The sequence below is a fragment of the Streptomyces sp. NPDC002835 genome (genome assembly GCF_053591995.1).
Genome location: NZ_JBSFUW010000049.1, coordinates 1 through 19,824, shown reverse-complemented (window position 1 = coordinate 19,824; position 19,824 = coordinate 1). Strand labels below are relative to the sequence as shown.

Here is a 19,824-nt window from a genome sequence, read left to right as displayed (position 1 = left end):
CGGCAGGTGGGCCGCCGGACCGTACGGGATTGGACAACCAATCATCCCATGATTCCATGATGGGCCAATGCCCGAGGAGACCCGCACCGTGAGCCCCGCAGAGACGGCCCCTGCCGCCCAGGATTCTGCCGCCCGGCCGACACCGGTCTGGGTCACCCGGCTCGTCGTCGTCGGCATGGTGCTGGCCGCGCTCAATCTGCGGCCCGCCATCACCAGCCTCGGAGCACTGCTCGAAGAGGCACGGACCGGGCTGCACATGAGCGGCAGCGTCGCCGGGCTGCTCACCTCCGTACCGCCGCTGTGCTTCGCCGTCTTCGGTATCGCCGCGCCCCGGCTCGCCCGCCGCTTCGGGCCCGGGGCCGTCGTCTGCGCCGGCATGGCGGCCATCGCGACGGGCCTGGCCGTACGGCCCTTCGCCGGCGGCACGGCCGCCTTCCTCGCCGCCAGCGCGCTCGCCCTCATGGGCATCGCCGTCAGCAACGTACTGATGCCGGTGATCGTCAAGCGGTACTTCCCCGACCGGGTCGGCTCGATGACCGGTCTCTACTCGATGGCCCTCGCCCTCGGCACGTCGCTCGCGGCTGCCGCGACCGTGCCCCTCACCAGCGCGATCGGCGGCAGCTGGCGGGGCGGTCTCGCGCTGTGGGCCGTACTCGCCGCCGTCGCCGTACTGCCCTGGCTGGGACTGGTGCGCGACCGCGAGGACACGGCCTCGCCGAGGCCCGGCAAGGCCGACGGCGGCACCAAGCGGCCGGCTGCCGCGCCGCGCATCACCCGCAGCCCGACCGCCTGGGCGCTGGCCTGCTTCTTCGGGCTCCAGGCGACCGGCGCGTACATCACCATGGGCTGGATGCCGCAGATCTTCCGCGACGCGGGCGTCCCCGCCGGGACGGCGGGCGTGCTGCTGGCCGTCACCATGGTGATGGGCGTGCCGCTGGCCTTCGTGATCCCCCGGCTCGCGGCCCGGATGAGGCAGCAGGGACCGATCGTCGTCGCCCTCGGGCTGTGCGGACTGACCGGCTACCTGGGCCTCCAGCTCGCACCGGCGGCCGGGGCCTGGGCATGGGCGGTGCTGCTGGGCGTCTCCAACTGCTCGTTCCCGCTGGCCCTCACCATGATCGGCATGCGGTCGAGGACGGGAGCGGGCGTCGTACGGCTCTCCGCGTTCGCCCAGTCCACCGGGTACCTGATCTCCATCCCGGGACCGCTGCTGGTGGGTGTGCTGTACCAGCACAGCGGCGGCTGGGACCTGCCGCTCACGCTGATGGCTGCCCTGCTCGTGCCGCAGATCGGCGTCGGGCTCCTGGCGGGCCGGGACCGGACGATCGAGGACGAGACCGGAATGCGAAACTGACTCCATGCCTGTGCTCGACCCGAACCCCCAGAACGGCCAGAAGAAGCTCCTCGGAATCTTCGGCCTGATCCTCCTCATCGGCGTGATCATCGCCGTCATCGCGACCTTGGCTGCGCCTTAATTTTTTGAGGGCTCGATCGCCCCCACGGACAACCGGGCCGACCCCGTGGGTCTGCCGGACGACCGGGCCTACCACGTGGGCGAGTGAGCCGAAGGGGCGCGCGGCTGCCGAAAGGGAGAACACGCGGAGGTCCCGAGGAACGAGGGACCGAGCATGATCGACCGTCGGCAGTCGCTGAGAGCGCCCCGGAGGCGAACCGAGCCCTCAAAAATAGGGGTGCTGGCACCACCGTCCCTTAGGGGGCCAGGGTCAGGGTGAAGTGGGTGGGTCGCCGGATGGGCCGCCGGGTTCATGATCCGTACGTTTGAGGTACTCGACCTCAGACCTACGGAGGCGGCCATGCCGGCCCACACGCACCCCCGGTCCTCGGCCCCTGTCCCGGGCGTCGGCGGGGTCCGGCTGCCCTGGTGGGCGCTGGCGCTGCCGGTGATCGCCTTCTGCGCGCTGCTGATGCTGCTCGCCGGTCCCGGCCAGGCGCACGCCGCGGCGGACGACGTTCCTGGGGTCGCCGAGTTCTTCCGGTTCATCCAACGGCTGGTCCGTTGACGGGGTCACTCTTCATGGCGGAGCACGTCAACACCCTGCGCCCGCTGGCTCATTTCATGCGAAGCTGGGTTGCATGAGCGCCGCTGTGTCTTCCGGGGGGACACCCCCCGGATCTCCCGAATCCCGCAGGATTGTTCTCCTCCGGCACGCGAAGGCCGACTGGCCCGAGGTGTCCGACCGTGAGCGCCCGCTCGCAGAGCGCGGCCGGAAGGACGCCCCGGTGGCAGGCCGGCGTCTGGCGGAGACCGGTATCGACTTCGACCTGGCCCTGTGCTCGACCGCGGTCAGGACCCGTGAGACCTGGAAGCTCGCGGTGCACGAGCTGCCGCACCGCCCGAAGACGGTGTACGAGGATCGGCTGTACGAGGCATCTCTCGGTGATCTGCTCGCCCTGCTGACGGAGACCTCCGACGAGGTGAACGATCTGCTGGTCATCGGCCACAACCCTGGTATGCACGCGCTGGCGGACGCCCTCGCGGGCAGCGCCGAGGGTGACGCGCTGGCCCGTATGACCCGGGACGGCTTTCCGACCTCGGCGTTCGCCGTTCTGTCCGTCGGTGGGCCGTGGAAGTCCGTGGAGCACGGCGCGGGAAGGCTGCTCGACTACTGGACTCCTCATCAGGAGTGACCGTCCACCGCGTGTGAGCGGCCCCCGGCGCATCGCGCGCCGGGGGCCGTCGTATGTCCTGTCGTGTGTCAGGGGCGGGGCAGGGGAAGCGCGTGTCAGTGCTCGCCGGTGCCGTCGTCGGCCGCCTCGACCTCTTCGCGGGTGATGCCCAGCAGGTACAGCACCGTGTCGAGGAAGGGCACGTTGACCGCGGTGTGCGCCGCCTTGCGGACGACGGGCTTGGCGTTGAACGCGACGCCGAGCCCGGCGGCGTTCAGCATGTCGAGGTCGTTCGCACCGTCGCCGATCGCGACCGTCTGCGCGAGCGGCACCCCCGCCTCGGCCGCGAACCGGCGCAGCAGCCGGGCCTTGCCCGCCCGGTCCACGATCTCGCCGACAACCCGGCCGGTGAGCTTCCCGTCCTTGATCTCCAGGGTGTTCGCCGACGCGAAGTCGAGCCCGAGCCGGTCCTTGAGGTCGTCGGTGACCTGGGTGAAGCCGCCGGAGACGACGCCCACTTGGTAGCCGAGCCGCTTCAGCGTACGGATCAGGGTGCGGGCGCCCGGAGTGAGCCGTACCTCCGTGCGGACCTTGTCCACGACGGAGGCGTCGAGGCCCTCGAGCAGCGCCACGCGTGCGTGCAGCGACTGCTCGAAGTCCAGGTCGCCGCGCATGGCCGCGGCGGTGACCTCCGCGACCTCGGCCTCGCAGCCGGCGTGCGCCGCGAAGAGCTCGATGACCTCGTCCTGGATGAGGGTGGAGTCGACGTCCATGACAACGAGGCGCTGCGCCCGCCGGTGCAGTCCGGCGGAGACGACGGCGACGTCCACGCCGATCTCGGCGGCTTCCATGGCCAGCGCGGTCCGCAGCGGCTCGGTCTCGACGCCGGAGACCGCGAACTCGACGGCCGTGACCGGATACTTCGCCAGCCGGAAGATACGGTCGATGTTGCCGCCGGTACCGGCGATGGTGGCCGCTATGGCCGCCGTGGACTCCGCGGTGAGCGGGTGCCCGAGCACCGTCACATGGGAACGTCCGCTGCCGCGCGGCCGGTTGTCGCCCGTACCGGAGATGATCTCGGCCTGCAGCTTCAGGGACTCGGCCCAGCTGTGCACGGTGGCGCGCAAGTCGCCCTCGGTGGCGCCGCCGGCCGTCGGCGAGGTGACGAGCGCGCACAGCACGAGCCGTCCCCGGGAGACGACCTGCTCGATGTCGACGACGTCGACGGCGTACGCGGCGAGGGTGTCGAAGAGCCCGGCGGTGATCCCTGGGCGGTCCTTCCCGAAGATCTTGACGAGAAGGGTGGGGACGTCGGCGTTGGGAGGGGGCTGCTGTGCGCTCATGGTGTTACCACCGTATCGGGCGACGGGCGGGACGAGAGGTTCTGTCCCGCCTGGCGGACACCGGGGGCGGGTACGGTGCGGAAGGGGCCCCGTGGCCTGATTGGCCTGGAATGTTCGTTTCCCGCATGATCCGTCACCACTCGTGGGCATGCGTCGCCGCCGCGCCACGTCCCGACCCCTCGGCAAACGTCCCAACTCGGTACCGAACGAGGTCTTCACATGGCCCGGCTTTCGGATACGAGGCCGGGCCTGAAATAGTTCCCCACGATGTTCGCCTTCCCTAGACTCCCGGCAACGGGGGAAGCTCGGGGGACAACTAGTGGGGCATGGAGTGCCGGAACTCGTACTGGAATTGAACGGAAGGACCTGGGCGCTCGATCCGTCCAGGTCGTACACCCTGGGGCGCGATCCTCAGGGCGATGTGGTGATCGACGACGCCAGGGTCTCGTGGCGGCACGCCACGATCAGTTGGGGCGGGCGCAGTTGGGTCATCGAGGACCACGGCAGCACCAACGGCACCTATGTGCAGGGCCAGCGGATCCATCAGATGGAGATCGGTGCCGGGACAGCGGTCCATCTGGGGAACGCCACTGACGGTCCCCGTCTCGGTCTGACCGGCGCCGGCGCACCGGCGGGCGCCGCGGCCGGCGCCTACGCGCAGGGGGCGCCGCAGCAGGCCGCTCAGGCTCAGGCTCCGGCCCAGCAGCCGCAGCAGCAGGGCTGGCCGCAGCCGCCCGACCAGCAGCAGCCGCAGCAGGCCGCTGCCCAGCAGGGCTGGCAGCAGCAGCCCCCGCAGGCGCAGCCGCAGGTGCCGCACCAGCAGGGCGCGCCGCAGGGCCAGGGCGCTGTGCCGGCCCACGGCGACCGCAGCCCCACGACCTTCCACCAGCTGTCCCTCGGCCGGGTGATGCGCATCGGCCGTGCGCTGGAGAACGAGCTCGTCGTCTCCGACCTGCAGGTGTCGCGTCACCACGCGGAGTTCACCGCGCACCCCGACGGCCGGTTCGAGATCCGTGACCTGGGCTCGCACAACGGCACCTATGTCAACGGCCAGCCGATCGCCAAGTCCGGCACGGTCCTCATCGGCCCGAGCGACATCGTCGGCGTCGGTCACTCCACGTTCCGTATCGTCGGCGGACAGCTCGAGGAGTTCGTCGACACCGGTGACGTCTCCTTCTCGGCCCGCCACCTCACGGTGACCGTCGACGGCGGCAAGCAGATCCTGCGCGACGTCTCCTTCGGCGTCCCGGAGAAGTCGCTGATCGGTGTCATCGGCCCGTCCGGCTCCGGAAAGTCCACCCTGCTGAAGGCGCTCACCGGCTACCGGCCCGCCAACCAGGGTGACGTCCTCTACGACAACCGCAGCCTCTACAAGCAGTTCGCAGAGCTGCGCCAGCGCATCGGTCTGGTTCCGCAGGACGACATCCTGCACAAGGAGCTCACTGTCCGTAAGGCGCTGAAGTACGCGGCCAAGCTCCGCTTCCCCGGTGACACCGCCGAGGCCGAGCGTGAGGCCCGTATCGACGAGGTGCTGCGCGAGCTCAAGCTCGACATTCACAAGGACAAGCGGGTCACCTCGCTCTCCGGCGGTCAGCGCAAGCGCGTGTCCGTCGCTCTGGAGCTGCTGACCAAGCCGTCGCTGATCTTCCTGGACGAGCCGACCTCCGGCCTCGACCCGGGCATGGACCGTGACGTCATGCAGCTGCTGCGCGGCCTGGCGGACGACGGCCGCACGGTCCTCGTCGTCACCCACTCGGTGGCGGAGCTGGGGCTGTGCGACAAGCTGCTGGTCATGGCGCCCGGCGGCTCCGTGGCGTACTTCGGTCCGCCGGAGGAGGCGCTCAACTTCTTCGGCTACAGCACCTGGGCCGACGTCTTCTCGGCCTTCGAGAACTACCGCGACTACGACTGGGCGGGCCGCTGGCGCGGTTCGCAGCACTACCAGATGTACGCGGCGGACATCGACGCCGTCGCCGCGCAGTCGGTGAGCATGCCCGCGCAGCAGATGCGCCCGCCGAAGCCGCAGAGCTGGGGCTCCCAGCTGCTCACGCTGACCCGCCGCTACATCTCGGTGATCGTGTCCGACAAGGGCTTCATGGGTCTGATGCTGATCCTGCCCGCGGTGCTCGGTGCGGTCAGCCTGCTCATCGACCCGGACCGGGGCCTGCTGGTCAACGTGAACGCGCAGACCGGCAGGATCATCCCGAACGGCACGGCCACCACGGTACTGCTGATCCTCGCGGTGGGCGCCTGCTTCGCGGGCGCCGCCAACTCCGTCCGCGAGCTGATCAAGGAACGGGTGATCTACGAGCGGGAACGGGCGACCGGCCTGTCACGCTCCGCGTACCTGATGTCCAAGGTCATCGTCCTGGGCATGATCACGGTCATCCAGGGCGGTCTGGTCGGGGCCATCGGCTTCGCCACCCGTGAGCTGCCCGAGGAGGGGCTGGTCCTCGGCGGGGCCGTCATGCTCGAGCTCTCGCTGCCGATCATGGCCCTCGGCTTCACGTCGATGATGTTCGGTCTGATCATCTCCGCGCTGGTGAAGACGGCCGAGAAGACCATGCCGCTGCTGGTCATGTTCGCGATCATCCAGGTCGTGTTCACCGGCTGTCTGTTCATCCTGCACGGCACGGTCGGCGTCAACGAGTTCTCGTACCTGATGCCGTCGCGCTGGGCGGTCGCCGCCGCCGGAGCGACGCTCGACTTCAACCGGATCAACCCGAACACGGACGATCCGACCAGCACCGACCCCCTGTGGGACCACGACGCCGGGGCCTGGTTCCTCGACATGGGCGCGCTGCTCGCGCTCGGCGCCCTGTGCGGGTTCCTGGTCGCCCGCTTCCTGCGCAGGCACGAGCCCGAGGTCATGCGCAAGTAACGCGGGTCACTGGGCAGTACCACGACGCCGAAGGGCGCACCCCGTACGGGGTGCGCCCTTCGCGTCTGTTGCATGCCCGCCGGCCGCGCCGCCGGCTTGATGTGTCCGGTCAGCCTCAGTAGGCGCTGTTCACGTTGTCCATGGAGCCGTAACGGTCGGCCGCGTAGTTGCAGGCGGCGACGATGTTGGCGACCGGGTCGTACTGGTCCCAGGAGGTGCCGGGGACGTGGTAGGCGTCGAAGGTCGGCTTGATGACCTGCAGCAGACCCTTCGAGGGGACACCGTTGATGGCGTTGATGTCCCAGTTGTTGATGGCACGCGGGTTGCCGGAGGACTCCCGCATGATGTTGCGGTGGATGCCGTCGTAGCTGCCGGGGATGTCGTGCTTCTTCATGATCGACATCGCCTCGCGGATCCACCCGTCCAGGTTGTTCGGGTAGGTCACCTTCGCCGGCTTGCGCTCGGCGGCGCGGCTGGCGGCCTGCTCCTTGGCGCGCTTCTCTGCGGCGGCCTTCGCCGCGGCCTTCTTCTCAGCGGCCGCCTTCGCGGCCGCCTGCTTCTCGGCGGCGGCCTTCTCGGCCTTCGCCTTCGCCTCGGCCTTGGCCTTGGCCTGCGTGGCCTTCAGCTGGGCCTCGAAGGCGGACTGCTGGCTGGTGATGCTCTCGTGCAGCGCGGCGGTCTTCTTGGCGTCGGCCTTCCAGGCCACCGGAGCCGCGGCGACGGCCTCGGTCTGCACACCGGCCTCGGCGTTGCCGGAGGGGGCGATGGAGAGAGCCACAGCGGCGGCCGCGACGGTGGCGACACCGGCGACGGCGGTCTTGCGGCTCTTGAGTCGTCGTCGGATCTCAGGGGTGATGAACGCGGACATACAGACGTACCTCTTCGAATAGCGGAAAGTCGCTCCAGGCCGGTTCGGCTCTGCGCTGTTCGGAAGCGACGTCGGCAATTCTTAGCTGGCGCAAAATGCCGTGGCAAAGGTGTGACGTACGATCCACGGTAGTGGATCATATGTTTCCAATGTCCGTATTAGCCGCTGGTGTCCTGGGGTAGATGCCCCTTTTGTAGCAACTAAAGAGTCTCGTAAGTGATCTGGACCCTATGTGCGGGCTCACATCGCCCCTGCTCCGATCTCACCAAGTGTTGCTGGCGCAATCCAGAGAGTGAGTCAGTTCCCGCGGCAAAACGAGGTGGACGTCGCCGAACTCGTGCCAGAGGTAGCCGTGCCTCAGCGCCTCGGTGTACGCGCAGGTCAGCGCGGCCCTCCCGGCGATCGCCTCCAGCATCAGCAGGTGCGACGCCGCCGGCTCGTGCAGACCGGTCAGCAGACCGTCCACCACCCGCACCCCGCGCCGCGGCGTCACCACCAGGTCCGTCCAGCCCGAGGCCGGCCCGACCACACCGCCGGCGCCCGCGGCCGACTCCAGGGCCCGCACGGCCGTCGTGCCGACCGCCACGATCCGGCCCCCTGCGGCACGTGCCGCGTTCACCAGCCACGCCGTCGTCGCCGGGACGTCGAAGTGCTCCGGATACGGCGGCTCGTGCGCCTCGGCCGACGCCACGCCGGTGTGCAGCACGATCGGAGCGAACTGCACCCCCCGGCTCACCAGCTCCGCCACCACCCGCGCCGTGAACGGGCGGGCCGCACTCGGCATCTCCGCCGAGCCCGAGCCGTCGGGGGAGGAGAGCGCGAAGACCGTCCGGTACGCCGACAGCGGCTGGTCCCGCGCCGTGTACCCGTACCGGATCGGCCGGCCGTGCCTCCGCAGCAGCGTCGGTACGTCCACGGACGCCGAAGCCCACCACAGCCGGTCCGCCCCTGGAGCGAGCGGCGCCTCGAACACCAGCTCGCCGCCGCCGGGCAGCCGTACGGCCGCCCCCGCCGGGCCGCCCGCACGCGGCGCCGTGCTGCCCGCGCCGTCCGGGCGGCGCAGCTCCACCGCCCAGCGGCCGCCCGCGGGCGCCGGCCCCGGGTGCCACCGGTCCCCGCGGGTCGAGAAGTGCACCACCACCGGCTCGCCGCCGAGCCGCCCGTCCACGGCGGCCGCCAGGGTCGCCGAGGTGTTCACGACCAGCACGTCACCGGCCCGCAGCAGGTCCGGCAGGCGCGTGAAGCGGTGGTGGGACACCTCCGTGCCCCGCGAGAGCAGCAGCCGCACGTCGTCGCGCCCCGCGCCCCGCTGCTCGGCGGGGGTGCGGGCGGACAGCTCGTCCGGCACACGCAGGTCCTCCAGGGCCGTCACGGCCTGCGGCCCCGGGCTCATCGGGTTTCCAGCAGCGCGGGGGCCGTGTACCGGCCGCCGGCCGGCCGGTCCTCGATCAGCCGCAGGAAACCGGGCGTCACGGACTCGGGCGAGGGACGCGGATCCGTGTCGTCGGGCACCGCCGCCGCGTACAGGTCCGTCTGCATGTCGCCCGGATCGACGCTCCACACCCGCAGCCCGGGCTCCTCGACCGCGAGCACGGCGGCGAGATGGTCGAGCGCCGCCTTGGACGCCCCGTAGCCGCCCCAGGTCTCGTACGCCACCACCGCCGCGTCCGAGCTGACCGTCATCACGGCGCCGGCCCGCGACCGCCTCAACAGAGGCAGCGCCTCCTGTACGAGGCCGAGCGGTGCGACCACATTGGTCTCCAGCGCCGCCCGCAGCCCCGCCGTCGGCAGCGCGTCCAGCCGCACCAGGGGCTCGGCGCCCAGCGCGCTCGCGTTGTTCACCAGCAGGTCCAGGCCGCCCAGCCGCTCCGCTGCGGCCACCAGCGCGGTGCGGTGACCGGCGTCCGTGACGTCCCCCGCCACCGCCACCACACGCGTCCCGTGGCGTCCGGCGTGCCCGGCGCTCTCCTTCAGCGCGTCGGCGCCCCTGGCGCCCAGCACCAGGTCCCAGCCCCGTTCGGCCAGAGCCGCCGCCAGCGCCCGGCCCAGCCCCTTCGACGCCCCAGTGATCACTGCTACCGGCATGATGCCCATCCCCTTGTCGTGAGGCGCTCGTGCGCCGCCTCTTCGGATGGACCCAACGTAGGAACGCACCGCCGTCCGCCGCCTCGTGCCCGAGGCCCCACCGGGCAAGGCACTTCGACCTACGTCCGCAGCCCTACGCGGATGCGGTCCCCGGGCCGATACGGACTGTCACACCCCGCCGGTACGGTGAGTGGCATGAGTCACCGACCCGGCTCCGGCCTCGCCGCCGTCAGCACCGCCCTCCTCGCGATGAGCAGACATCTCGAGGTGCGCGACGTGCTCAAGACGATCGTGGCCTCGGCCCGCGAGCTCCTCGACGCCGAGTACGCGGCGCTGGGCGTGCCGGACGACCACGGGGGCTTCGCCCAGTTCGTCGTCGACGGCGTCAGCGACGCCCAGTGGAAGGCGATCGGCCCGCTGCCCCGCCAGCACGGCATCCTCGCCTCGATGCTCCGCGACGCGAAGCCCGAGCGGCTCGCCGACGTCCGCGAGGACCCCCGCTTCGAGGGCTGGCCCTCCGCCCACCCCGACATGTCCGACTTCATCGGCCTCCCGGTGAAGGACGGCGACGAGGTCATGGGCGCGCTGTTCCTCGCCAACAAGAGGTGCCCGCGGCCGGAGGGCGGCTGCGGCTTCACCGAGGAGGACGAGCAGCTGCTCGACATCCTCGCCCAGCACGCCGCCATCGCCCTCACCAACGCCCGCCTGTACGAGCGCAGCCGTGAGCTGACCATCGCGGAGGAGCGCTCCCGCCTCGCCCACGAACTGCACGACGCGGTGAGCCAGAAACTGTTCTCGCTGCGGCTGACCGCGCAGGCCGCCGCGGCGCTCGTCGACCGCGACCCGGACCGGGCCAAGGGCGAGCTCCAGCAGGTCGCCCACCTCGCCGCGGAGGCGGCGGACGAGCTGCGCGCCGCCGTCGTCGAACTGCGCCCCGCCGCCCTCGACGAGGACGGCCTGGTCAACACCCTCCGCACCCAGATCCAGGTCCTCGACCGCGCCCACAGCGCCCGCGTCACCTTCGACACCTGCGGGATACGGGCCCTGCCGGCCACCCAGGAGGAGGCCCTGCTGCGAGTAGCCCAGGAAGCCCTGCACAACGCGCTGCGGCACTCCGGCGCGGCGCAGGTGGACGTGGTGCTGGTCCGCCGCGGCCAGGGCGCGGTCCTCTCCGTCACCGACAACGGCAGGGGCTTCGAGCCGCGAGCGGTCCGCAGGGCGGGTCGGCACCTGGGGCTGGTCTCCATGCGGGACAGGGCGAGCGGTGTGGGCGGCAGGCTGAGCGTCGAATCGGAGCCCGGCAAGGGCACCACGGTCGAGATGGAGGTCCCCGGTGGCTGACAAGAGGATCCGTGTCCTGCTGGTCGACGACCATCAGGTGGTGCGGCGCGGTCTGCGCACCTTCCTGGAGGTCCAGGACGACATAGAGGTCGTCGGGGAGGCGGGCGACGGCGCGGAGGGCGTCGCGCTCACCGAGGAGCTGCTGCCGGACGTCGTCCTCATGGACGTCAAGATGCCGGGCATGGACGGGATCGACGCCCTGCGCAAGCTGCGGGAGCTGGCCAACCCGGCCAAGGTCCTGATCGTGACCAGCTTCACCGAGCAGCGCACGGTGGTCCCCGCCCTGCGCGCCGGCGCCGCGGGTTACGTCTACAAGGACGTCGACCCGGACGCGCTGGCCGGCGCGATCCGTTCCGTGTACGCGGGCCACGTCCTGCTCCAGCAGGAGATCGCCGGCGCCCTGCTGGCCGACGACACCCCGGGCAGCGGCACAGGCCGCGGCAGCAGCCTCACGGAACGGGAGCGCGAGGTGCTCGCCCTGATCGCGGACGGGCGCTCCAACCGGGAGATCGCGCGGGCGCTGGTCCTGTCGGAGAAGACCGTCAAGACGCACGTCTCGAACATCCTGATGAAGCTCGATCTGGCGGACCGGACGCAGGCGGCGCTGTGGGCGGTGCGGCACGGGATGACGGGGTGACGGGCGGGCGGCCGATTGGTTGTGCGGAGCGCCGGAATCCGGTCCGAGATTCATACTGTCGGGTGGATGTCACCCACACGGCGCATCCTGATCCACTCGTGGGCGTTCTCCAGGGCGTGCTGCGGCGGCCGGCCGCAGCGAGTGCCCAGGAGGAATGACGAAGTGAAGAACCTGAAGAAGGCCGCAGCCCTCACCGTGATCGCCGGCAGCCTTGTCGCCGCGGGCTCGGGTGTCGCCGCGGCCACCACCGGCGGCGCCCACGCCCACGGCGAGGCCGTGCACTCCCCGGGCGTCCTGTCGGGCAACGTGGTCCAGGCGCCGGTGCATGTGCCGGTGAATGTCGTGGGCAACACGGTGAACGTGATCGGCCTGCTGAACCCGGCGTTCGGCAACGGCGGCATCAACGCGTGACGCGCGGCCTGCCGCGGGCGCGGGTACGTGGCGCCTGCGGCGGGCGTGTTCCCCTACCCGCCCCTTCCCGCTGTACCGATGTGCGGCTCCGCCGCGTGGCGGGGCAGGCCCCGGGCCCCGTGCCGCCCTTCGCGCGGGGTTCGGGGCGGAGCCCCGACAAGACCGGCAAGTTCCAGCCCCGCCGGCGTTTGAGGCGCGGGGGCCCGGGGGCAGCGCCCCCGGATCGCGGAGCGGAGTGTCAGCCACGCCCCCGCTCGCGTTCCTCCACGCACGCGTTGTACGCCGCCACCTGCGCCCTCCGGGCCACCCGTTCGACTGGTCGCAGCGCCTCCACCCGCGCCGCCATCTCGGACGCGCTCACCGCACCCCCGTGGCCGTTCTCGTACGCCAGGGAGACCAGTACGCCGATCCGCTGCGCCAGCTCCAACACCCGTACCGCACGCGGCGGGTAACCGGGCGCCAGCGTGTCGGCCGCCGCGCCCCGTTCCGCCCGCGCCCGGTACGCGTCGAGCGCCGCCGCCGCGACCGGGCCCGACGCCGCGACGTCGAGCCGCGTCAGGGCCGCCGTCGCGTCTCGCAGGGCCTCCGCCAGCTCGCGCTCCGCCTCGCTGAGCGACGGCACGTCCGCGGGCGGGGCCTCCCGTACCGGCAGGCAGTGCCATACGACCTCGACATGGACGTCGCCGGCCGGGCCGGCTTCGTAGACCTCGGGCACCAGCCCGTACGCCGCCCCCGTCGCGACGACCGCCTCTTCGGCCTCGAGAGCCCTGGCGTTGAACTCCGGCGGGCCGCTGAGCCCCAGAGGATGGCCCGCGGCGGGGAGCGCGACCCGGTAGCCGGTGACGCCGAGCGCACGCAGCCGGCCCAGCGCGAGCGTGAGGCCGACAGGCGCCGCTTCCCCGGGCAGCCCCTCGACGCGGTGGACCGCGTCGTCACCGACAATGGTGTGCACCGCGTCGTCCGGTGACACAAGTCCGGCAAGCAGGGCATTCCCCCATGCGGCCAGCCGTCCTGAGCGTGGTTCCGAAAGCATGGCACCAGCCTAGGGACCGGACCGGGCGACCGGAGCACTCACCCGGTGGCGTAGGTTTTCCCTGGGTGGTGTGCCCACAGGTGCGCCAGGTGCACAAAAGAACCGAATCGCACCCGAACACCTCAAGACGACTGCATGGGGAGACTACGCGCTCATGAGCGATGTACTGGAGCTGGTGGACGTATCCGTGGTCCGCGACGGACGCGCTCTGGTGGACGACGTCTCCTGGTCGGTCAAGGAGGGTGAGCGCTGGGTCATCCTCGGTCCGAACGGCGCGGGCAAGACCACCCTGCTCAACCTCGCCTCCAGCTACCTCTTCCCGACCACCGGCACGGTCCAGGTCCTCGGCGAGCGCCTCGGCGGCGTCGACGTGTTCGAGCTGCGGCCCCGCATCGGCATGGCCGGCATCGCCATGGCCGAGAAGCTCCCCAAGCGCCAGACCGTGCTGGAGACGGTGCTCACCGCCGCCTACGGCATGACCGCCACCTGGCACGAGGACTACGACGAGGTCGACGAGCAGCGCGCCCGCGCCTTCCTCGACCGCCTCGGCATGACCGAGTACCTCGACCGCAGGTTCGGCACCCTCTCGGAGGGCGAGCGCAAGCGCACCATGATCGCCCGCGCCATGATGACCGACCCCGAGCTGCTGCTCCTCGACGAGCCCGCCGCCGGCCTCGACCTCGGCGGCCGTGAGGACCTGGTCCGCCGGCTCGGCCGGCTCGCCCGCGACCCGTACGCCCCCTCCATGATCATGGTGACGCACCATGTCGAGGAGATCGCCCCCGGCTTCACGCACGTCCTGATGATCCGCCAGGGCAAGGTGCTCGCCGCCGGCCCGATGGAGACCGAGCTGACGTCGCGCAACCTGTCGCTCTGCTTCGGACTGCCGCTCGTCGTCGAGCGCAACGGCGAGCGCTGGTCGGCCCAGGGCCTCCCGCTCGGCTGAACTCCGTCCGGAACAGGGGCGGGTGACCTTCACGCGCCCCCTGTCCCGACCCCCTCCGGCCGACCTACCATGCCCATGTGGACATCGACGCATGGGTGTGGTGGCTGATCGGCGCGGTCGGACTGGGCATTCCGCTCGTGCTGACCGCCATGCCGGAATTCGGAATGTTCTCCGCGGGGGCGGTGGCAGCGGCCGTCGTCGCGGCGCTCGGCGGTGGCACGGTGGCCCAAGTGCTCGTGTTCGCCGCGGTGTCCGTGGCGCTCCTCGCCGTCGTACGCCCCATCGCGATGCGGCACAGATCGCAGAATCCCCGGTTCGCCAGCGGCGTCGACGCCCTGAAGGGCCGTCAGGCCGTCGTCCTCGAACGGGTCGACGGCAGCGGCGGCCGTATCAAGCTGGCCGGCGAGATCTGGTCCGCCCGCGCCTTGGACGCGACCATGGCCTACGAAAAGGGCCAGCAGGTCGACGTCGTCGAGATCGACGGTGCCACCGCAGTGGTGATGTGAGGCTCGCCGTCGCCCGGTCCCTTCCGGACCGAAGCGGCGGAAGGGGCCGAACTGGCAACACCGCGGCCCGTGTTCTGGGAAACTGATCATCGGACTCATCCGGCAGCGAAGGGCACAGGGAACGCGATGCAACCGATCATCATCGTCCTGATCATTCTGGTGGTGCTGGTCTTCATCGCCCTGATCAAGACGATCCAGGTCATCCCACAGGCCAGCGCCGCCATCGTCGAGCGCTTCGGGCGCTACACCCGCACCCTCAACGCGGGCCTCAACATCGTCGTCCCGTTCATCGACTCCATCCGCAACCGCATCGACCTCCGCGAGCAGGTCGTCCCCTTCCCGCCCCAGCCGGTGATCACCCAGGACAACCTGGTGGTCAACATCGACACCGTCATCTACTACCAGGTGACCGACGCCCGCGCCGCCACCTACGAGGTCGCCAGCTACATCCAGGCCATCGAGCAGCTCACCGTCACCACCCTGCGCAACATCATCGGCGGCATGGACCTCGAGCGGACCCTGACCTCCCGCGAGGAGATCAACGCGGCCCTCCGCGGCGTCCTCGACGAGGCGACCGGCAAGTGGGGCATCCGCGTCAACCGCGTCGAGCTCAAGGCCATCGAGCCGCCCACCTCCATCCAGGACTCGATGGAGAAGCAGATGCGCGCCGACCGCGACAAGCGCGCCGCGATCCTCACCGCCGAAGGCATCCGCCAGTCGCAGATCCTGACCGCCGAGGGCGAGAAGCAGTCGGCGATCCTGCGCGCCGAGGGTGAGGCCAAGGCGGCCGCCCTTCGCGCGGAGGGCGAGGCCCAGGCCATCCGTACGGTCTTCGAGTCCATCCACGCGGGCGACGCCGACCAGAAGCTGCTCGCCTACCAGTACCTGCAGATGCTCCCGAAGATCGCCGAGGGCGACGCCAACAAGCTCTGGATCGTCCCCAGCGAGATCGGCGACGCCCTCAAGGGCCTCAGCGGAGCGATGGGCAGCTTCAACCCCATGGCCGGCATGGGCGGCGGCACCGTACCCAAGCAGTCCGGCGGCAACGGCAACAGCACCGAACGCCGCGAGCAGCCCCCCATCGACTGACCGCGCATCCGTTCATGCATGATCGGTGAGGCCCCTCGACCTTGACGGCGGGGAGGTGACTCACGGACATGTAAGGAGATGGCGTTGTCCATCTGGGAAGCACTGGCGGTATTCGCGGCCGGCGTGGGAGCCGGAACCATCAACACCATTGTGGGCTCCGGCACCCTGATCACCTTCCCGGTGCTGCTCGCCACGGGACTGCCGCCGATCACCGCGAACGTCTCCAACGCGCTGGGCCTCGTACCGGGCTCCATCAGCGGTGCCATCGGCTACCGCGCCGAACTGCGCGGACAGACCCGCCGGGTGCTGCGCCTCGGCATCACCGGGCTCCTCGGCGGCCTGGCCGGCGCCGTCCTGCTGCTCGCCCTGCCCTCGGAAGCCTTCGCCACGATCGTCCCCGTGCTGATCGCTCTCGCGCTGATCCTCATCATCCTCCAGCCCCGCCTCGCAAAGGCCGTGCAGCGCCGCCACGCGGCCCGGGGCACCGAGCCGCACCCCCACGGCGGGCCCGCCCTCCACACCGGTCTGCTCCTCGCCAGCGCGTACGGCGGCTACTTCGGCGCCGCCCAGGGCATCCTCTACCTCTCCCTCATGGGGCTGCTGCTCGACGACAGCCTCCAGCGCATGAACGCCGTCAAGAACGTCCTCGGCGCCGTCGTCAACGGCGTCGCCGCCGTGTTCTTCCTCTTCGTCGCCGAATTCGACTGGACCGCCGTCCTGCTGATCGCCGTCGGATCCGCCCTCGGCGGGCAACTGGGCGCCAGAGTCGGCCGCAGGCTCAAGCCGCAGGTGCTGCGCGCCTTCATCGTCGTCGTCGGCAGCATCGCCATCGTCCAACTGCTGCTGCGCTGACGCGACGAGGCCTGCCCCCGAGAACTCCGGGGGCAGGCCTCCTTCGTCACGCCGCGGGCTGCGCCGCCAGCCAGTCGGGCAGCGCCGCGCGCTCACCCGATCTGAGCCCCAGCAGCATCGCCTCCGCCGGCGACGGGACGAACGGCTCGTGCAGCAGCGGCATACCCGCCTGCTCCGGCGTACGGTCCGCCTTGCGGTGGTTGTCCTCCGCGCACGAAGCCACCGTGTTCAGCCAGCTGTCCGCGCCACCGCGCGACTTCGGCACCACGTGGTCCACCGTCGTGGCCCGCCGCCCGCAGTACGCGCACCGGTGCTGGTCCCGGACCAGCACACCCCGCCGCGACCACGGCGCCTGTCTTCGGAACGGCACCCGTACGTACCGGCAGAGTCTGATCACCCGGGGCACCGGAAGATCCACCGCAGCCGCACGCACCCGCAGTGCCGGGTGGGACTGCTCGACCACTGCCTTGTCCTGGAGCACCAGCACCACCGCGCGGTTCAGCGTCACCGTCGACAGCGGCTCGAAGCTCGCATTGAGCACCAGTGTGTCCCGCATCCCGCCCACCTCCGTTCACCGGCCCGGCCCCCGTCGGCGGGCATCGGCCTGGGATCAACTCTGGCCGGGCGAGCCGAGATGGACAACGCAATATCGGTGCCTTGCCGGGGGAGGACACCAGGACCCCCGGAACAAAACTGCCCTGCCCTGATCTCTCCAGGACCAGGGCAGGGCAAACGTGGAGCGAACTCTTCAGCTTTGCGCGGGAGCCTCGTACTCGGCGATCAGCTGGGCACGGGCAAGCGTGTGGAAGCGCAGATTGAAGCCGACGACCGCAGGTGAGGCATCGGCGTCCGGCCCGAGCTTCTCGCTGTCCACCGCGTACACGGTGAAGACATAGCGGTGCTTCTCACCGGCCGGCGGAGCGGCCCCGCCGAAGTCCTTGGACCCGTAGTCGTTACGGACATGGACCGCGCCGTCGGGCAGCCCCTCGAACTTCCCGCTCCCGGCGCCCGCCGGGAGCTCCGTCACCGAAGCGGGGATGTCGAAGAGCACCCAGTGCCAGAAGCCGCTGCCGGTCGGCGCGTCGGGATCGAAGCATGTCACGGCGAAGCTCTTGGTCTGCGCCGGGAAGCCCTCCCAGCGCAGCTGCGGAGAGGTGTCTCCCCCCGCCTGGACCTGCGCATCCTTCAGCACCGATCCCGGCTCGATGTCATCGCTCACCAGCGTGAACGAAGGCACCTCCGGATGAAAGTCGTGGGGAAGCGGAGCCCTCTTGAGCTCGGTCACGTCAAACCCTCCGATTCGGCCGTCCTGCCTCTTCCGCCCTTGAGCCTAGAGCCAGTTGCGACGCCCGCCGACATCCGCCAGCCACTGGTTGAGGTAAGCCGTCCAGTCGGTCGACCGGAAACTGTCGTGGCCCACCTGGAACGCCTTGTACGAGTCGCTGCCCTCACTGAAGAGGCCGGGCTTCTTGTCCATCTCCAGGATGACGTCCATCTCCCGGTCGTCGGCGACGAACGTCAGCTCGACCTGGTTCAGCCCGCGGTACTGCTGCGGCGGGAGGAACTCGATCTCCTGGTAGAACGGCAGCCGCTGGCGTGTCCCGCGGATGTGACCGCGCTCCATGTCCGCGCTCTTGAAGCGGAAGCCGAGCTGGACGAACGCGTCGAGGATCGCCTGCTGCGCCGGCAGCGGGTGCACATTGATCGGGTCGAGGTCGCCCGAGTCCAGAGCGCGCGCGATCTCCAGCTCCGTCGTCACACCGATGTTCATCCCACGGAGGTTCTGTCCCTCGATCGTGGTGATCGGGGTCTCCCACGGGATCTCGAGACCGAACGGCACCACGTGCACCGCGCCGGCCTTGACCTCGAAGGCGCCGCCCAGCCGCTGCTTGGTGAACTCGATGTCCTGCTTGACCTCCTGATCACCGCCCTCGACCTCGACGCGCGCCTGCAGACCGACGGACAGCCCCTCGATCTGCTGATCCACCGAACCGCCCTGGATACGCACCTCGCCCTGGACGACCCCGCCGGGTACGACGTTCGCCTCGGCGAGCTCCGTCTCGACGGAGGCGCCGCCGGCGCCCATGCTCGCAAGCAGCCTCTTGAAGCCCATGTCCACTCCTTCTGGTCCTGACCCCTACATACGCGCGACGACCGTAGCCGGTTCCCGAATTCCCGGGATACCGCGCTCCGGCCGCTCTCTCCGCGGCTTCGCGGGCCCCCGGTACGCTCGAGACCGATGATCGAGCGCTCTGACCGTACGCCGTTGCCCCGGGACTTCTTCGACCGCCAGGTCCTGGAGGTCGCCCCGGAGCTCCTCGGCTGCACCCTGACCCGACTGACCGACGACGGCCCCATCGAGCTGCGCATCACGGAAGTGGAGGCGTACGCGGGGGAGGCCGACCCCGGCTCGCACGCCTTCCGCGGCCGCACCGCACGCAACGAGGTCATGTTCGGCCCACCGGGCCACGCGTACGTCTACTTCACGTACGGGATGTGGCACTGCCTCAATGTGGTGTGCGGCCCGGAGGGCAAGGCGAGCGGGGTCCTGCTGCGTGCCGGCGAAGTACGGGTGGGCGCGGAGCTGACCCGCAAACGTCGGCTCTCGGCCCGTCACGACAAGGAACTCGCCAAGGGGCCCGCCCGGCTGGCCACCGCGCTCGACGTCGGCCGCGCGCTGAACGGCGCCGACTTCTGCCTCGGCCCGACCGAGCCCCTCTCCCTCCTGCCGGGCCGCCGTCCCTCCCCCGACCAGGTCCGGAACGGCCCGCGCACCGGGGTGGGCGGCGAGGGCGCCTTCCACCCGTGGCGCTTCTGGATCGACGGCGACCCGACGGTGAGCCCCTACCGGGCCCACGTGCCGCGCCGCCGGGGCCGCACCGCAACTTGACTCAGGCATCGCGGACGCCTAACGTAGCCCGAGCCGCTTGAGACGGAGCACTGCTGTTCAGCAGATCCGGAGCGGCCATCCACTACTCAGAAGACGAACCCAATCGGGTGCGATTTCGGCATGCCGAAATTCAATCCACGATGGCTCGATTATGAGTCGCCGGGGAAATCGGCTAAAGTTGTGGACACGCCGGAGGGCCGAAAGGCCGGAAAGCACCGAGGAAATCGGATCGGAAAGATCTGATAGAGTCGGAAACGCAAGACCGAAGGGAAGCGCCCGGAGGAAAGCCCACAGGGAGACCTGAGGGTGAGTAC

21 protein-coding genes are annotated in these 19,824 nt (G+C 70.6%); 13 read left to right on the top strand and 8 right to left on the bottom strand.

Annotated features, from left to right (window positions below):
* Positions 1-67: 67 nt before the first annotated feature.
* From ACWD01_RS33290 to ACWD01_RS33275, 4 genes are all read left to right on the top strand, one after another.
* Complete coding sequence (locus tag ACWD01_RS33290; RefSeq protein ID WP_451167150.1) at positions 68-1,354, top strand: CynX/NimT family MFS transporter; 1,287 nt, start codon at positions 68-70, stop codon at positions 1,352-1,354.
* Positions 1,355-1,358: 4 nt separating this feature from the next.
* Positions 1,359-1,475 carry an SGM_5486 family transporter-associated protein gene (locus tag ACWD01_RS33285; RefSeq protein WP_451167148.1) on the top strand — a complete coding sequence of 39 codons (117 nt, stop codon included), beginning with the start codon at positions 1,359-1,361 and terminating at the stop codon, positions 1,473-1,475.
* 339 nt (positions 1,476-1,814) lie between these two features.
* The gene (locus tag ACWD01_RS33280) at positions 1,815-2,021 is read left to right on the top strand and encodes a hypothetical protein (protein WP_451167147.1); all 207 of its coding nucleotides are present in this window, start codon (positions 1,815-1,817) and stop codon (positions 2,019-2,021) included.
* A 73-nt stretch (positions 2,022-2,094) separates the two neighbouring features.
* Positions 2,095-2,649 carry a SixA phosphatase family protein gene (locus ACWD01_RS33275; RefSeq protein ID WP_451167145.1) on the top strand — a complete coding sequence of 185 codons (555 nt, stop codon included), beginning with the start codon at positions 2,095-2,097 and terminating at the stop codon, positions 2,647-2,649.
* Between the two features lie 95 nt (positions 2,650-2,744).
* Here ACWD01_RS33275 and serB read toward each other — a convergent pair whose 3' ends face one another.
* The gene (gene serB, locus ACWD01_RS33270; protein WP_451167143.1) at positions 2,745-3,971 is read right to left on the bottom strand and encodes a phosphoserine phosphatase SerB; all 1,227 of its coding nucleotides are present in this window, start codon (positions 3,969-3,971) and stop codon (positions 2,745-2,747) included.
* A gap of 331 nt (positions 3,972-4,302) precedes the next feature.
* Here serB and ACWD01_RS33265 point away from each other — a divergent pair, with 331 nt between their 5' ends.
* Positions 4,303-6,852, top strand: a complete 2,550-nt coding sequence (locus ACWD01_RS33265) for an FHA domain-containing protein (protein ID WP_451167141.1) — start codon at positions 4,303-4,305, stop codon at positions 6,850-6,852.
* A 115-nt stretch (positions 6,853-6,967) separates the two neighbouring features.
* Here ACWD01_RS33265 and ACWD01_RS33260 read toward each other — a convergent pair whose 3' ends face one another.
* From ACWD01_RS33260 to ACWD01_RS33250, 3 genes are all read right to left on the bottom strand, one after another.
* Complete coding sequence (locus tag ACWD01_RS33260) at positions 6,968-7,720, bottom strand: transglycosylase SLT domain-containing protein (protein ID WP_451167139.1); 753 nt, start codon at positions 7,718-7,720, stop codon at positions 6,968-6,970.
* Positions 7,721-7,982: 262 nt separating this feature from the next.
* The gene (locus tag ACWD01_RS33255) at positions 7,983-9,113 is read right to left on the bottom strand and encodes an S-adenosylmethionine:tRNA ribosyltransferase-isomerase (protein ID WP_451167137.1); all 1,131 of its coding nucleotides are present in this window, start codon (positions 9,111-9,113) and stop codon (positions 7,983-7,985) included.
* A complete protein-coding gene (locus tag ACWD01_RS33250; RefSeq protein ID WP_451167136.1) occupies positions 9,110-9,805 on the bottom strand; it encodes an SDR family NAD(P)-dependent oxidoreductase in 696 nt (231 codons plus the stop codon). The genes ACWD01_RS33255 and ACWD01_RS33250 overlap by 4 nt, the downstream gene beginning before the upstream one ends.
* A gap of 195 nt (positions 9,806-10,000) precedes the next feature.
* Between ACWD01_RS33250 and ACWD01_RS33245 the strand changes: the two genes are divergently transcribed.
* The 3 genes from ACWD01_RS33245 to ACWD01_RS33235 all read left to right on the top strand — a co-directional run bounded on the left by ACWD01_RS33245 (position 10,001) and on the right by ACWD01_RS33235 (position 12,194).
* On the top strand, positions 10,001-11,146 hold the full coding sequence (locus tag ACWD01_RS33245) for a GAF domain-containing sensor histidine kinase (RefSeq protein ID WP_451167135.1): 1,146 nt from the start codon (positions 10,001-10,003) through the stop codon (positions 11,144-11,146).
* Entirely contained in the window at positions 11,139-11,783 is a 645-nt protein-coding gene (locus ACWD01_RS33240) for a response regulator (protein ID WP_451167133.1), read from the top strand. The genes ACWD01_RS33245 and ACWD01_RS33240 overlap by 8 nt, the downstream gene beginning before the upstream one ends.
* Positions 11,784-11,945: 162 nt before the next feature.
* On the top strand, positions 11,946-12,194 hold the full coding sequence (locus tag ACWD01_RS33235; protein WP_451167131.1) for a chaplin: 249 nt from the start codon (positions 11,946-11,948) through the stop codon (positions 12,192-12,194).
* A 238-nt stretch (positions 12,195-12,432) separates the two neighbouring features.
* Here ACWD01_RS33235 and ACWD01_RS33230 read toward each other — a convergent pair whose 3' ends face one another.
* Positions 12,433-13,227 (bottom strand): hypothetical protein, encoded by a 795-nt coding sequence (locus ACWD01_RS33230; RefSeq protein ID WP_451167129.1) that lies wholly within the window; start codon positions 13,225-13,227, stop codon positions 12,433-12,435.
* 154 nt (positions 13,228-13,381) lie between these two features.
* On the opposite strand from ACWD01_RS33230, the gene ACWD01_RS33225 reads away from it, so the two are divergent.
* The 4 genes from ACWD01_RS33225 to ACWD01_RS33210 all read left to right on the top strand — a co-directional run bounded on the left by ACWD01_RS33225 (position 13,382) and on the right by ACWD01_RS33210 (position 16,620).
* Entirely contained in the window at positions 13,382-14,173 is a 792-nt protein-coding gene (locus tag ACWD01_RS33225) for an ABC transporter ATP-binding protein (protein WP_356898790.1), read from the top strand.
* Between the two features lie 77 nt (positions 14,174-14,250).
* Positions 14,251-14,679, top strand: coding sequence for an NfeD family protein (locus ACWD01_RS33220; protein ID WP_451167127.1), 429 nt, complete (start codon positions 14,251-14,253; stop codon positions 14,677-14,679).
* A 126-nt stretch (positions 14,680-14,805) separates the two neighbouring features.
* Complete coding sequence (locus tag ACWD01_RS33215; RefSeq protein ID WP_451167125.1) at positions 14,806-15,768, top strand: SPFH domain-containing protein; 963 nt, start codon at positions 14,806-14,808, stop codon at positions 15,766-15,768.
* A gap of 84 nt (positions 15,769-15,852) precedes the next feature.
* The gene (locus ACWD01_RS33210) at positions 15,853-16,620 is read left to right on the top strand and encodes a sulfite exporter TauE/SafE family protein (RefSeq protein WP_451167123.1); all 768 of its coding nucleotides are present in this window, start codon (positions 15,853-15,855) and stop codon (positions 16,618-16,620) included.
* Between the two features lie 46 nt (positions 16,621-16,666).
* On the opposite strand, the gene ACWD01_RS33205 is transcribed toward ACWD01_RS33210, so the two are convergent.
* The 3 genes from ACWD01_RS33205 to ACWD01_RS33195 all read right to left on the bottom strand — a co-directional run bounded on the left by ACWD01_RS33205 (position 16,667) and on the right by ACWD01_RS33195 (position 18,733).
* The gene (locus ACWD01_RS33205; protein ID WP_451167121.1) at positions 16,667-17,176 is read right to left on the bottom strand and encodes an HNH endonuclease; all 510 of its coding nucleotides are present in this window, start codon (positions 17,174-17,176) and stop codon (positions 16,667-16,669) included.
* A 192-nt stretch (positions 17,177-17,368) separates the two neighbouring features.
* Positions 17,369-17,905, bottom strand: coding sequence for a YbhB/YbcL family Raf kinase inhibitor-like protein (locus tag ACWD01_RS33200; RefSeq protein ID WP_451167119.1), 537 nt, complete (start codon positions 17,903-17,905; stop codon positions 17,369-17,371).
* A gap of 45 nt (positions 17,906-17,950) precedes the next feature.
* A complete protein-coding gene (locus ACWD01_RS33195) occupies positions 17,951-18,733 on the bottom strand; it encodes a sporulation protein (RefSeq protein ID WP_451167117.1) in 783 nt (260 codons plus the stop codon).
* Between the two features lie 126 nt (positions 18,734-18,859).
* Here ACWD01_RS33195 and ACWD01_RS33190 point away from each other — a divergent pair, with 126 nt between their 5' ends.
* Positions 18,860-19,510: a DNA-3-methyladenine glycosylase gene (locus ACWD01_RS33190; RefSeq protein ID WP_451167115.1), complete on the top strand. Its 651-nt coding sequence runs from the start codon at positions 18,860-18,862 to the stop codon at positions 19,508-19,510.
* The last annotated feature ends 314 nt before the right edge of the window (positions 19,511-19,824 follow it).

Bases quoted from the DNA above. Each gene is read 5' to 3' on its own strand.
- ACWD01_RS33290 (WP_451167150.1), top strand. From the start codon at position 68: ATGCCCGAGGAGACCCGCACCGTGAGCCCCGCAGAGACGGCCCCTGCC.
- ACWD01_RS33285 (WP_451167148.1), top strand. From the start codon at position 1,359: ATGCCTGTGCTCGACCCGAACCCCCAGAACGGCCAGAAGAAGCTCCTC.
- ACWD01_RS33280 (WP_451167147.1), top strand. From the start codon at position 1,815: ATGCCGGCCCACACGCACCCCCGGTCCTCGGCCCCTGTCCCGGGCGTC.
- ACWD01_RS33275 (WP_451167145.1), top strand. From the start codon at position 2,095: ATGAGCGCCGCTGTGTCTTCCGGGGGGACACCCCCCGGATCTCCCGAA.
- serB (WP_451167143.1), bottom strand. From the start codon at position 3,971: ATGAGCGCACAGCAGCCCCCTCCCAACGCCGACGTCCCCACCCTTCTC.
- ACWD01_RS33260 (WP_451167139.1), bottom strand. From the start codon at position 7,720: ATGTCCGCGTTCATCACCCCTGAGATCCGACGACGACTCAAGAGCCGC.
- ACWD01_RS33255 (WP_451167137.1), bottom strand. From the start codon at position 9,113: ATGAGCCCGGGGCCGCAGGCCGTGACGGCCCTGGAGGACCTGCGTGTG.
- ACWD01_RS33250 (WP_451167136.1), bottom strand. From the start codon at position 9,805: ATGCCGGTAGCAGTGATCACTGGGGCGTCGAAGGGGCTGGGCCGGGCG.
- ACWD01_RS33245 (WP_451167135.1), top strand. From the start codon at position 10,001: ATGAGTCACCGACCCGGCTCCGGCCTCGCCGCCGTCAGCACCGCCCTC.
- ACWD01_RS33230 (WP_451167129.1), bottom strand. From the start codon at position 13,227: ATGCTTTCGGAACCACGCTCAGGACGGCTGGCCGCATGGGGGAATGCC.
- ACWD01_RS33225 (WP_356898790.1), top strand. From the start codon at position 13,382: ATGAGCGATGTACTGGAGCTGGTGGACGTATCCGTGGTCCGCGACGGA.
- ACWD01_RS33215 (WP_451167125.1), top strand. From the start codon at position 14,806: ATGCAACCGATCATCATCGTCCTGATCATTCTGGTGGTGCTGGTCTTC.
- ACWD01_RS33205 (WP_451167121.1), bottom strand. From the start codon at position 17,176: ATGCGGGACACACTGGTGCTCAATGCGAGCTTCGAGCCGCTGTCGACG.
- ACWD01_RS33195 (WP_451167117.1), bottom strand. From the start codon at position 18,733: ATGGGCTTCAAGAGGCTGCTTGCGAGCATGGGCGCCGGCGGCGCCTCC.
- ACWD01_RS33190 (WP_451167115.1), top strand. From the start codon at position 18,860: ATGATCGAGCGCTCTGACCGTACGCCGTTGCCCCGGGACTTCTTCGAC.